Source organism: Pantoea sp. AG1095 (assembly GCF_003208415.1).
GTDB lineage: Bacteria > Pseudomonadota > Gammaproteobacteria > Enterobacterales > Enterobacteriaceae > Pantoea > Pantoea leporis.
Genome location: NZ_QKMJ01000006.1, coordinates 177,415 through 190,178 on the forward strand (window position 1 = coordinate 177,415; position 12,764 = coordinate 190,178).

11 protein-coding genes are annotated in these 12,764 nt (G+C 56.1%); 6 read left to right on the forward strand and 5 right to left on the reverse strand.

Going from position 1 to position 12,764, the window contains the following annotated elements:
- Window positions 1-40: 40 nt before the first annotated feature.
- The 3 genes from DEU53_RS14435 (at window position 41) to yacL (ending at window position 4,405) form a co-directional block, all read left to right on the forward strand.
- Window positions 41-1,036, forward strand: a complete 996-nt coding sequence (locus tag DEU53_RS14435) for an aldo/keto reductase (RefSeq protein WP_110867542.1) — start codon at window positions 41-43, stop codon at window positions 1,034-1,036.
- Between the two features lie 238 nt (window positions 1,037-1,274).
- On the forward strand, window positions 1,275-3,872 hold the full coding sequence (gene acnB / locus DEU53_RS14440) for a bifunctional aconitate hydratase 2/2-methylisocitrate dehydratase (protein WP_101762089.1): 2,598 nt from the start codon (window positions 1,275-1,277) through the stop codon (window positions 3,870-3,872).
- Between the two features lie 170 nt (window positions 3,873-4,042).
- Window positions 4,043-4,405, forward strand: a complete 363-nt coding sequence (yacL, locus tag DEU53_RS14445) for a protein YacL (RefSeq protein WP_101762088.1) — start codon at window positions 4,043-4,045, stop codon at window positions 4,403-4,405.
- Between the two features lie 38 nt (window positions 4,406-4,443).
- Here the strand turns inward: yacL and DEU53_RS14450 are convergent, their stop codons facing one another.
- The 4 genes from DEU53_RS14450 to DEU53_RS14465 form a co-directional block, all read right to left on the reverse strand.
- A complete protein-coding gene (locus tag DEU53_RS14450) occupies window positions 4,444-5,769 on the reverse strand; it encodes an MFS transporter (RefSeq protein ID WP_101762087.1) in 1,326 nt (441 codons plus the stop codon).
- Between the two features lie 43 nt (window positions 5,770-5,812).
- Window positions 5,813-6,766 carry a phosphoglycerate dehydrogenase gene (locus tag DEU53_RS14455; RefSeq protein WP_110867543.1) on the reverse strand — a complete coding sequence of 318 codons (954 nt, stop codon included), beginning with the start codon at window positions 6,764-6,766 and terminating at the stop codon, window positions 5,813-5,815.
- A 143-nt stretch (window positions 6,767-6,909) separates the two neighbouring features.
- Window positions 6,910-7,794, reverse strand: coding sequence for a dihydrodipicolinate synthase family protein (locus DEU53_RS14460; protein WP_110867544.1), 885 nt, complete (start codon window positions 7,792-7,794; stop codon window positions 6,910-6,912).
- A 17-nt stretch (window positions 7,795-7,811) separates the two neighbouring features.
- Window positions 7,812-8,960 (reverse strand): iron-containing alcohol dehydrogenase, encoded by a 1,149-nt coding sequence (locus DEU53_RS14465; RefSeq protein ID WP_110867545.1) that lies wholly within the window; start codon window positions 8,958-8,960, stop codon window positions 7,812-7,814.
- A gap of 182 nt (window positions 8,961-9,142) precedes the next feature.
- Here DEU53_RS14465 and DEU53_RS14470 point away from each other — a divergent pair, with 182 nt between their 5' ends.
- From DEU53_RS14470 to DEU53_RS14480, 3 genes are read left to right on the forward strand one after another with little or no spacing between them, the layout of a single operon-like run.
- A complete protein-coding gene (locus DEU53_RS14470) occupies window positions 9,143-10,414 on the forward strand; it encodes a four-carbon acid sugar kinase family protein (protein WP_110867546.1) in 1,272 nt (423 codons plus the stop codon).
- The gene (locus DEU53_RS14475; RefSeq protein ID WP_110867547.1) at window positions 10,407-11,387 is read left to right on the forward strand and encodes a D-threonate 4-phosphate dehydrogenase; all 981 of its coding nucleotides are present in this window, start codon (window positions 10,407-10,409) and stop codon (window positions 11,385-11,387) included. Before DEU53_RS14470 ends, DEU53_RS14475 begins: the two co-directional genes overlap by 8 nt.
- A 6-nt stretch (window positions 11,388-11,393) precedes the next feature.
- On the forward strand, window positions 11,394-12,155 hold the full coding sequence (locus tag DEU53_RS14480) for a DeoR/GlpR family DNA-binding transcription regulator (protein WP_110867548.1): 762 nt from the start codon (window positions 11,394-11,396) through the stop codon (window positions 12,153-12,155).
- Window positions 12,156-12,327: 172 nt separating this feature from the next.
- Here DEU53_RS14480 and DEU53_RS14485 read toward each other — a convergent pair whose 3' ends face one another.
- Window positions 12,328-12,675, reverse strand: coding sequence for a YacC family pilotin-like protein (locus DEU53_RS14485; protein ID WP_007888732.1), 348 nt, complete (start codon window positions 12,673-12,675; stop codon window positions 12,328-12,330).
- Between the last annotated feature and the right edge of the window lie 89 nt (window positions 12,676-12,764).

The window sequence follows — 12,764 nt, forward strand, 5'->3', positions numbered from 1 at the left end:
GGTTTATAACATTAACACCAACAGCGAAGAGGATTAAACAATGCAACAACGTCAATTAGGCAATCAGGGACTAGTGGTGTCGGCGCTGGGATTAGGCTGCATGGGCATGAGCTTCGCCTATGGGCAAAATGATGAGAAACAGGCGCTGAACACGCTGGCGCGGGCATTTGAGCTGGGGGTCGATTTTCTCGATAGCGCCGAAGTATATGGTCCATTCACCAACGAGAGCTTATTGGCAAAAGCAATAAAAGGGCGCAGCGATATCAAAGTCGCCACCAAGTTTGGTTTTCGCATTACCGATCAGGGCGAAGGCTGGCAGCGGATTACCGGGGTGAATAGCGATCCGGCGCATATTCGTCATGCGGTCGAAGGTTCCTTGCAGCGTCTTGGTGTGGAAACTATCGAACTGCTCTATCAGCATCGTCTCGATCCGGCGGTGCCAATCGAGGACGTGGTGGGCGTGATGGCCGATCTGGTGCGGGAAGGGAAGGTGAAATATCTCGGCTTGTCTGAGGTATCATCCGCCACCTTGCGGCGCGCGCATGCGGTGCATCCGATTTCGGCGCTGCAAAGTGAATATTCGCTGTGGTCACGCGATCCGGAGCAAGATGTCCTCGCCACATGTAGTGAACTGAACGTCGGTTTTGTGCCTTACAGCCCGCTGGGACGCGGCTTTCTGACCGGCAAATTCCCGGCTGCCGCCACCTTAGCGGAAGATGATTTCCGTCGTTCGCTACCGCGCTTTCAGCAGGGTGCGCAGGCTCATAACCAGAAGTTAGTAAATCAACTTACCGAGATGGCTACAAGTTATGACGCGACGGCTGCCCAGCTAGCGTTAGCGTGGGTGCTGGCAAAAGGCGAGTTTATTGTGCCGATTCCCGGTGCCAGCAAAATCGCCCATCTGGAACAGAACTGCGCCGCCGCCGATTTAGCATTACGTCATGCGGATGTCGCCACGCTGGACGAGTGGTTTAGCGAGAAAAATATTCTGGGCGAACGCTATAACGACAGCGAATTCGTGCTGGTTGATCGTTAACACTCTTCTGCGTACATGAGAACAAGCAGGCTTTCATAGCCTGCTTTTTTATGTGATCCCGCTCAATTTGCAGATGAAGCTGCTAAAAAACGCACGAATGTTGCTTTTTTGTAAACAGATTAACAATCAGGCGAAATGCTGCTATGCTGCCCCACGCGGAACCGGGCACCTCACCCTACTGTTCGACAGCATCAAGGGGTGCACCGGAAAGCTATACAATGAGAGCGAGGAGAACGTCGTGCTAGAAGAATACCGTAAGCACGTTGCCGAGCGTGCTGCCCAGGGAATCGTACCTAAGCCGTTAGATGCTTCCCAAATGGCCGCGCTGGTTGAACTGCTGAAAAACCCGCCAGCGGGTGAAGAAGAATTCCTGACCGACCTGTTGGTCAACCGTGTCCCACCAGGTGTTGATGAAGCGGCGTACGTAAAAGCCGGTTTCCTGGCAGCTGTCACTAAGGGCGAAGCCCACTCTCCTCTGGTTACTCGCGAAAAAGCCGTTGAGCTGCTGGGCACCATGCAGGGCGGTTATAACATCCATGCGCTGATTGAAGCGCTAGAAGATGAAGCCTTAGCACCGATTGCTGCCGAAGCCCTGTCTCACACGCTGCTGATGTTCGATAACTTCTACGATGTCGAAGAGAAAGCCAAAGCGGGTAACCCACACGCGAAAAAAATTATCCAGTCATGGGCCGATGCCGAATGGTTCCTGAAGCGTCCAAAACTGGCTGAAAAAATTACCACCACCGTGTTCAAAGTGACCGGCGAAACCAACACCGACGACCTCTCTCCGGCGCCGGATGCATGGTCACGTCCGGATATTCCACTGCACGCGCTGGCAATGCTGAAAAACGCCCGTGAAGGCATCGAACCCGACGATGCGGGTAACATTGGCCCGATCAAACAGATCGAAGCACTGCAGACCAAAGGCTTCCCGTTGACCTACGTCGGCGACGTGGTCGGTACCGGTTCTTCACGTAAATCCGCCACCAACTCGGTGCTGTGGTTTATGGGCGATGATATCCCTTACGTGCCAAACAAAAAGGGCGGCGGTCTGTGCCTCGGCGGTAAAATTGCTCCAATCTTCTTCAACACCATGGAAGATGCGGGCGCCTTGCCGATCGAGCTCGACGTTGATCGTCTGAACATGGGCGATGTCATTGACGTTTACCCGTACAAAGGCGAAGTGCGCAATCACGAAACCGACGAATTGTTGGCGACCTTTGAGCTGAAAACCGACGTGCTGCTGGACGAAGTCCGTGCTGGCGGTCGTATTCCGCTGATCATCGGTCGCGGCCTGACCACCAAAGCGCGCGAATCGCTGGGTCTGCCGCATAGCGATGTGTTCGTGCAAGCCAAAGATGTGGCTGTTAGCACCCGCGGTTACTCGCTGGCGCAGAAAATGGTCGGCCGCGCGTGCGGCGTAGAGGGTGTCCGTCCGGGCTCCTACTGCGAACCAAAAATGACCTCTGTCGGTTCTCAGGACACCACCGGTCCAATGACCCGTGATGAACTGAAAGACCTGGCGTGCCTCGGCTTCTCCGCTGACCTGGTGATGCAGTCATTCTGCCACACCGCCGCCTATCCGAAGCCGGTTGACGTGACCACGCACCATACGCTGCCAGACTTCATCATGAACCGTGGCGGCGTGTCGCTGCGTCCGGGCGATGGCGTTATCCATAGCTGGCTGAACCGTATGCTGCTGCCAGATACCGTTGGTACCGGCGGTGACTCACACACCCGTTTCCCAATCGGTATTTCCTTCCCGGCAGGCTCTGGTCTGGTGGCGTTTGCTGCTGCGACGGGCGTGATGCCGCTGGATATGCCGGAATCGGTGCTGGTGCGCTTCAAAGGCGAAATGCAGCCGGGTATCACCCTGCGCGATCTGGTACACGCCATTCCGCTGTATGCGATTAAAGCTGGCCTGCTGACCGTTGAGAAGAAAGGGAAGAAAAACATCTTCTCTGGCCGCGTGCTGGAAATCGAAGGTCTACCGAAACTGAAAGTTGAGCAGGCATTTGAGCTGACCGATGCCTCGGCTGAGCGTTCTGCTGCCGGCTGTACCATCAAGCTGGATAAAGAGCCGATCATCGAGTATCTCAACTCGAACATCGTGCTGCTGAAGTGGATGATCTCGGAAGGCTACGGCGATCGTCGTACGCTGGAGCGCCGCATTGAAGGCATGCAGAAATGGCTGGCCGATCCGCAACTGCTGGAAGGCGATGCGGATGCTGAATACGCGGCAGTGATCGATATCGATCTGGCCGAGATCAAAGAGCCAATTCTGTGCGCACCGAACGATCCAGATGACGCGCGTTGGTTGTCTGACGTGCAGGGCGAGAAGATTGACGAAGTGTTCATCGGTTCGTGCATGACCAACATCGGTCACTTCCGCGCGGCCGGTAAACTGCTGGATGCCCATAAAGGCCAGCTGCCAACCCGTCTGTGGGTTGCGCCGCCAACCAAAATGGACGCCGCACAGCTGACCGAGGAGGGCTATTACAGCGTCTTTGGTAAGAGCGGTGCGCGTATCGAAATTCCGGGCTGTTCACTGTGCATGGGTAACCAGGCGCGTGTGGCAGACGGCGCGACGGTGGTTTCCACCTCAACCCGTAACTTCCCGAACCGTCTGGGTACCGGTGCGAACGTCTTCCTGGCGTCAGCAGAGCTGGCGGCGGTCGCTTCGCTGCTTGGCAAGCTGCCAACGCCGGACGAGTATCAGCAGTTCATGCTGCAGGTTGATAAGACCGCGGCTGACACGTATCGCTACCTCAACTTTGATCAGCTGGGACAATACACTGACAAAGCCGACACAGTGATCTTCCAGACTGCCGTTTAATCGGTTATCGGGATGAACAAGGGGACGATGAAAATCGTCCCTTTTTTTATGCCCTTTTTTCCGCTGACATCTCCAGGCATAATGCGAGCGCGATCCCACTTTATTCAGCGTGCTGCGCACAAAATGCACTAACACTGTGCTGCACAGCGCGTCATCAGTATGAGGCAATCATGGAATATGAATTTCTGCGTGATTTGACCGGTCAGGTCAAAGTGCGTATGTCGATGGACCACGAAGCGGTGGGGCACTGGTTCAACGAAGAGGTCAAAGACAATCTGCCGTTGCTGGATGAAGTTGAGGCCGCCGCCCAACAGGTGAAAGGCACCATCAATCAGTGGCAGCGTGTCGGGCATGAATACACGCTGTGGCTGGATGATGAAGAGGTGATGATTCGTGCCAACCAGCTGGCGCTGGAAGATGACGGCATGGAAGAGGGCATGACTTATTACGACGAAGAGAGCCTCTCTTTCTGTGGCGTCGACGATTTTCTTGCAGTGATTGCCGCTTATCGGCTGTTTATTGCCGGTAAATAACTAAACAGTAAGGTCGCCATTGATGGCGACCCAGACGATTACCGCGCCGCGCCACTTGCCACGGAATGCGCATGCGTCACCTGTTCCTCATCGACGATAGGTTCAACTTTACCCATCAGGAACAGATAGTTAAGAATGCCAATCACCACCAGCACCGCCGAGAACACCAGCGCCCAGGTAAAGTGACCGGTTGCGCCAACAATCGCGCCGGTTATGATTGGACCCACCGCGCCGCCCATGTTTGAAACGGTATTCTGCAGCCCCGCCACAATCGACACGCTGTTTTGCGGTGCGACATCGCCCGGCAAGGCCCACACTTGTGATGCCGCCACGGTGGTGCCGGATTTGGCGATACACAGCAGCAGCACGGTCATAAACACCGAATCGGTGAACGGGGCAAATCCGATACACAGCGCCATCAGCAGGCCGATGGTGAGAAACAGTTTGCGTGTAGCGGTCAGCGACAGCACTTTGTTATGCACCATCCGATCCGATGCCCAACCCGCCAGCACTTCAATCACCATGCCACAGATCAGCGGCAGCGCAGCCACCATCCCCATTTTGAGGAAATCCATGCCTTTATCTTTCACCAGATAGGTCGGCAACCAGGTAATAAAGAAATAGGAGGTGTAGTTGATGGTGAAGAAGCCAATGCACATTGCCCAGATATTGCGATAGCGCAGCAGCTTGTACCACTTCATCGGACGCACGCTTTTGTCGCCGTGCTTTTGCGTCTGGCCATTACGGATGAAGCGCACTTCTTGCTGGCTTATCGACTTATGATCTTCCGGATTCTCGGCGTAAATAAAGTACCAGGCAATCACCCAGAACAAGCCCAGCGCGCCTATAGCGAGGAAGGTCAGACGCCAGTCGAACAGGGCGATCATAAAGACGATCAGCGGCATGGCCACCGCACCACCAAATTTGGAGGCACTGTCGAACAGGCCAGAAACCGTGGCGCGTTCGCGATCCGGGAACCAGCGCGCGGTAATGCCCGCGTTGCTGGGATAGGCGGCGGCCTCACCGACGCCGAGTGCTAAACGCAGCGCCAGCAGCGATTTAAAGCCGGTCGCTAGTCCCATCGCCATGGTGGCGATCGACCACCAGCCGACGGCGATACCAAGCCCTTTTTTCTGGCCGAAGCGATCGGCAAACCAGCCCGCCGGGATCTGCAACAGCGCATAAGACCAGAAGAACGCCGCCATGATGAAGCCCATCATTTCAGGATTGATATCGAGTTCTTTGATCAGATGCGGAGCCGCTGCCGAGAGAACGGTGCGGTCAATGTAGTTAATGGCGATGGCCAGCCACATCAGGCCAGCAATCCACCAACGGATACGACTCGAGCGCGCAGAGTTAGTCATAGTAATTATCCACTCGAAAAAGGTTACAGGATAAGGCGGCGTGTTATTCCAGCCCGTTCATCACGTTGATTGGGCGTTCGCCCTGTTGGATGCACTGCACAATTTGCGTCACGCAGCGTTCACCAATCGCGCTGATCGCACCGTCGGTGTAACCGGCGATATGCGAAGTGGGAATGAAGTTGCTAAGCGTAAACAGCGGATGCTCGGTCAGCGGTTCCTGCACAAACACGTCAGCCGCTGCTCCGGCGATCACGTTATCCAGCAGCGCCTGATAAAGATCCTGCTCATTCACTACGCCGCCGCGTGAGGCATTAATCAGGAAGGCATTTTTCTTCATGCGTTTGAGGCGCGCGGCATCAAACAGATTCTGCGTTTTGTCGGTAAGCGGCATGTGCAGAGTGATGAAATCGCTGGTTTCGGTCAGCTGATCCAGCGTGACGAATTCGATGCCGTGTTCAGCAGCAAACGGCTCATCAGGATAAAAATCAAACGCGATCACCCGCATGTTGAAACCTCTGGCGCGCAGCGCGACCTGCTTGCCAATATTGCCCAGCCCGATGATGCCCAGCGTTTTACCGTACACGTCGGTGGCAAAAATACGCGGCCAGCTGCCCGCTCGGGTTTCGATGGCGGCTTGGGTGATCTGACGCGCGCTGTTAAGGATCAAAGCAAAGGCGAAATCAGCGACAGCATGTTTATTGGCATCCGGCACGTTGGTGACGTAAATCCCGCGTACACGCGTGGCATCCAGATTGATGTTGTCGACGCCAACGCCGTGCTTACAGACGATTTTCAGCTGCGGTGCTAACGCCAGCAGCTCTTCGTTGATGTCGGTAAAAGCCACGATCAGCGCCACGGTGTCCGCCAGATGCGGCTGGAGTGCGCTCAGCGGCGCATCGGCGGGCAGCGTGATCAGCTCAAAACCGTGCTGTTGCAGCGTGGTTATCGGCGTCGCGTCATATTTTGCAAACGACGGTGAGGTACAGATGACTTTCATAATTCTTCCCGATGTTGAAAATAAATACCGTTCCCGCGGATCGCATGCATCGTAGCGGCGCAATTTATTGCGCGAAAAATCGCGCCGCTACGGCTTGTGCGGCAATTGAAATCGGCTTCACGCTGCTATAGTGATGACTCTAATTACTGCAAATACTGATTCACAATCTGGCGGATTTTCTGCTCTTCTTCGGCAGAGAAACTCACCGCGTAGCGGCTGTCACCAACCTCAAAACCAAGCAGCGTCACCGCTTTTTTCACTGCGGCGGGAGAGAAGCCGACGCTATACAGATCGGTGCGCAGACCGGTCACATTCTCTTGCGCCAGGCGCGAACCTTCGATATCGCCAGCATGGAAGCGCGCCCAAATCGCGTTGATCTCTTTAGGCGCCACGTTAGCAAGGCCAGAAATGCAGGCCGAGCAGCCGTCGACAAAGCCCTGATGGATCAGCGAATCCGGGCCGTTCAGCACATCAAAACCGTTGATGCCTGCAGCCGCTTGCAGAAAGCCGCTCAGGCTCTCATAGCTGCCGGCGCTGTCTTTGATACCGATGATGTTTGGGTGTGCGGCCAGCGTGCGTACGGTTTCCGGTTGCAGCGTGTTGCCGGTGCGCGCCGGAATGTTGTAAAGGAACAGCGGCACGTCGATGGCGTCAGCCACCGCGCGATAGTGGGCAATCAGCTCTTCCTGCTTTAGCGGCACGAAATAGGGTGTGATGACCGAAACCGCATCCACGCCCAGCTTCGCCACTTGTTTCCCAAGGCGAATGGTTTCACGCGTGGAGATCTCGCCAATGTGCGCCACCACCGGTGCGCTGCCGTTCACTTCATCAACGCAGGTCTGCGTTACCGCCAGCTTCTCCTGTTCGTTCAGCACGAAGAATTCGCCGTTGGTGCCGCCGCAAAAGATACCGTTGCCGGCGCTTAACTGGCGTTGTACCTGCTCGCGCTGGGCGGCTGGGTTGAATGCGCCGTCGCGATCAAAGGTGGTGACGATGGCGGTTAACACGCCCTGAATTTTCTTACTCATGTTGTCCTCGATGATCCTTAGTGATTCAAAGCCGGAAACAGCGTCAGGTAGACGTTTCGTACGTCTTCGGCGCCCACTTTCATCGGTACATTCTTCATCAGGCGCTGCACGTCGAGCGCGGCTTCCACCAGATACGGCAAATGATCCGGGCCGATACCCAGCTCTTCCAGGCTGGCGGGCAGCTTCAGGCGCTTCACCAGTGCGGCAAAATACGCCACGAGCGCGTGGGATTTGGCTTCGTCGTCCAGCGTGATGTCGGCATCCGACAGCAGATCGTAAACCTGAGCGAATTTGCTCACCGCCGCCGGTCGTACAAAGCGCATGCAGGGCGCGAGGAGAATGGCGTTGGCGACGCCGTGCGGCAGGTGATATTTGCCGCCCAGCGGATAAGACATGGCGTGCACCAGATGCGTACCGGCATGCGCAATGGACGCGCCACCATAATAAGATGCCCACAGCATATTCAGGCGCGCTTCGAGATTGTCGGGTTCGGCGATAGTGGTTTCGAGGCTGGCAAACAGCTTTTTCATGCCGATCAGCGCATAGTTATCGCTCACCGGGTTCGCCACGGTCGCGGTAAAGCACTCAATCAAATGGCACAGCGCATCGATACCGGTGGAAGAAGCGATGTGCGGTGGCATGCTGGTGGTGAGTTCTGGCACCAGCGCGACATAATCTGGCAGCATCACCGGCGTGATAATGCCGACTTTGGTCTCTTTCTCGGGGATCGCCAGAATCGCGTTGGGCGTGGCTTCCGAGCCAGTACCTGCGGTGGTCGGAATCAGCAGCGAAGTGGTGCGCGTGTGCGGCTTCTCACCGGCCAGTAACGCCTCCAGTGTCGGCGCATCTTCGACACATAGAATCGACAGCAGCTTAGCGACATCCAGTACGCTACCACCGCCGATGCCAATCACCAGATCCACATCGGTGCTCGGCAGCGCGGCGACAATGGCTGCTACATCGTGCTGGCTAGGCTCTGGCGGCACCGTGTTGACGATGCTCAGGCTGGCAATCTGCTGCGTGAGCTGGGCGATCAGCTTTTGTACCGCCGGAATGGCTTCAATATTCTTATCGGTCACCAGCAGCGCTTTGTCTTTACCTTGCAGTAAATAGCTGAGGTCATTAAGCGCCTGAAAGCCACTGATCACGGTGCTGTTGATATTCATCTCTTACCCTTACGTTTTTTGCGCGGAATGATTGATTTTGCTCAATCGGCGCGAGTTTCATCACTGCAGTGCCTAATTTTATAGGGCAATTTGATTTCGATTAATTTGATCTTGCTCACATATAATCAATCATGATTGAATATAATCATTACAGCCCGGCAGCGGCCGGAAGAGGAGAGAGCATGACTTCACCGCCATGGAAAACGCCAGTCTTAGTGATTGCCGATGACTTTACCGGCGCCAATGACGCGGGCAGCGGGCTGGCACAAGCCGGGGCGCGTGTGCATGTGCTGTTTGAGAGCAGCACGCCACACGACGCTGGTGCTGCCGATGTGCTGGTGATCAGCACCGATAGCCGTGCAACCAGCGCACAAGAAGCGGCCCAACGCACGCGAGCTGCCATTGAGCAACATCAGGCCATCGCTAACGACGGTTGGTTATTTAAGAAGATCGATTCCACGCTGCGCGGCAATCCCGGCGCGGAGATCGAAGCCGCGATGCAGGCCAGCGGTAAAACATTAGCCTTAGTGGTGCCGGCGGTGCCGAAGCTCGGACGCACCACGCGTGCGGGTGACGTGTGGATCCATCAGCAGCGTTTGATCGACAGCGAATTCGCCAGCGATCCCAAAACGCCGGTCACCAGCGGCCATGTGCTGACGTGTCTGCAGATGCAGAGCACATTGCCGGGTGAAACCCTCGATCTCGCCACGCTGCGCAGCGATCAACTGGCGCAGGTGCTGGCCAGCAAGCAAGGTTTGCTGGTGGTGGATATCGAGCAGGACGCCGACATTGCCTTGTTGATGGCCGCGGCAGCCACGCTGGAGACGCGTCCGTTGTTGGCCGGAGCATCCGGGCTCAGCGATGCGCTCGGCGCGTTGCTGGCGGCACGTCAGTCGCGTCCGGTGCTGGCGGTGGTCGGTTCGATGAGCGCCATTGCGCAGCAGCAGATTACACGCCTCGCCAGCCAGCGTGACATCCGCATTATCGACATTGATATCCGTCAGCTGTTTGCCCAACCGGCCTGGCCGCAGGCTGAACGGTGGCAGCAAGAGATGCAGCAGGCGCTGCACGACGGCGCGCATTGCGTGGTACGCACTACCCAACATGCCGGGCAGCGTCATGAGATTGCGCAGTTGTGCCAACAGCATCAGGTTTCTCGTCAGCTATTGGGCGAACGCATCTGCCAGTTTCTCGCGCAGTTAACCCGCCGCGTGTGCCGCGAGGTGCAGCCTGCTGGGCTTTATCTCTCTGGCGGCGATGTGGCGATTGCCGTGGCCCAGGCATCAGGTGCCCGCGGTTTTCAGATTCAGGGCCTTGTGGCGGGCTGCGTGCCGCACGGGGTTTTGCTTAACAGTGAATTACACCTGCCGGTGATGACCAAAGCAGGTGGCTTTGGTGATGAAAACACCCTGGTAGAAGCCATTCGTTTTATTGAGGAGAAGTCGAGTGAGTAAAATTATTGCGATTACCATGGGCGATCCGGCGGGCATCGGCCCGGAGATCATCATTAAAGCGCTGGCAGAAGGTGAGTTAGCGGGCGTGCCTGCCGTCGTGGTCGGTTGTGCTAACACGCTGCGTCGGGTGATGGGTTTACATGTCACGCCGCAGGCTGAACTGCGCGTGCTCGACCAGGTAAAGGATGCGCATTTCGCGCCCGGCATGATCAATGTGATTGATGAGCCGCTGGCGGATGCCGCCGCGCTGCAGCCTGGCGTGGTGCAGAAAGCAGCAGGTGATTTGGCCTGGCGTTGCGTCAAACGCGCCACCGAACTGGCGCTGGCTGGCGACGTGCAGGCGATCGCCACCGCACCGTTAAATAAAGAGGCGCTGCACTCGGCGGGGCATATCTATCCCGGCCACACCGAACTGCTGGCGCAACTAACCAACACCAAAAATTACGCCATGGTGCTCTATACCGATAAGCTGAAAGTGATTCACGTCACCACGCATATTGCGCTGCGTAAGTTCCTCGATACCTTAAACGGCGAGCGCATTCAAACGGTGATCGGCATGGCCGACAGCTTCCTGCGCCGCGTCGGTTTCGACCAGCCGCGCATCGCGGTGGCAGGCGTTAATCCGCATGCCGGTGAAAACGGTCTGTTTGGTGATGAAGAGATCACCATCGTCGCGCCTGCCATTAAAGCCATGAAAGCGCAGGGCATTGATGTCAGTGGCCCGTGTCCGCCCGATACCGTGTTCCTGCAGTGTCAGGAAGGACAGTACGATATGGTGGTAGCGATGTACCACGATCAAGGCCATATCCCTCTGAAATTACTAGGCTTTTACGATGGTGTTAACATCACTGCGGGCCTGCCGTTTATCCGCACCTCGGCGGACCACGGCACCGCGTTTGATATCGCCTGGACAGGTAAAGCGAACTCTGCGAGCATGGCGATCTCCATTAAACTCGCGATGCAGCTTGCATAGGGAAATATGAAGGGACAAAGCCGTCTCGACCAGATTATGGATTATCTGAAGAGCCATAATTTGGTCACTGTTGAACAACTGGTGAGCGCGATTTCTGCCTCGCCAGCGACGATCCGCCGCGATCTGATCAAGCTGGATAAAGAGGGCGTTATCAGCCGCAGCCACGGCGGCGTTACACTGAATCGCTTTATCCCCAATCAGCCGACCACGCTGGAGAAGATGCAGCGTAATCTCGCCGAGAAGCAGGCCATCGCGCAGTTTGCCGCCAGCTACGTGCAGTCGGGTGATGCGGTGGTGCTGGATGCCGGCACCACCATGCTGGAGCTGGCGCGCCAGCTGACGCACCTCAAGCTGCGGGTCATCACCGCCGATCTGCATATCGCGCTGTTTCTGTCGGAGTTTAAGCAAATCGAAACCACCATTATTGGTGGACGTATCGACGATTCCAGCCAGTCGTGCATTGGCGAACACGGTCGCCGTTTGCTGCGCAGCATCAATCCTGATATTGCCTTTGTCAGCTGCAACTCGTGGAGCATCGAACGCGGGATTACCACGCCAACCGAAGAGAAAGCCGGATTGAAGATGGATCTGCTGGCCAACGCGCGCCGCCGCATTCTGCTGGCTGATAGCAGTAAATACGGTTCATGGTCGCTGTATTGCGCCGCGCCGATTGATAGCCTGACCGATGTGGTAACGGATGCCCGTCTGGATGAAGCGGTGTGCCGCGACCTGCGCGAGCGGGGTATTGGATTGGAGTTGACGGTTTAGATTTAGATTGAGATTGTGCTGGCTGTCCCCCATCCCGGCCTTCCCCCGCCAGCGGGGGAAGGAGACGCTGCCACATGCAACTCTCGAACTGACATATTGCAGCATCTTCCTCCCCCCACTTGTGGGGGAGGACCGAGGAGGGGGACAGCAAGCACCAACCTGCGGGCAATGATTACTTAACGTAAGCCAGCAAACTCAACGAATCGCGCGCCAGCGACTTACACTTCTTGTCGTTGGTAATGGCGATACCGCTCAAATCCTTGTAGCTCTCTTCGCCCAGCGACTTCATGTTGTAATTGCTGTAGTTGCTTAAATCCCAACGGTTCTGTTGGGCGAAAAACACCAGTGCTTTACGAATCTGTGCGTCCGGCAAATCCTGATAGCCACAATCGTTCTTGAGATAAACGAACACGGCGGTGAGGTCGGCCAGATCTTCTGCTTCGGATTCGCTCAGGGCAAAACTGGTGGAGGAGAAGCCAAGGAGTCCCGCCAGCAGCAGGATCTTGATGCTTTTCGTCATAATCATTCTCAACAAGGGACAATTTATTGACGTTAGCACAGTTATTGCCGCTATTCCGCTAAATTTGCCCTTTCGGGCCATTCCCACCC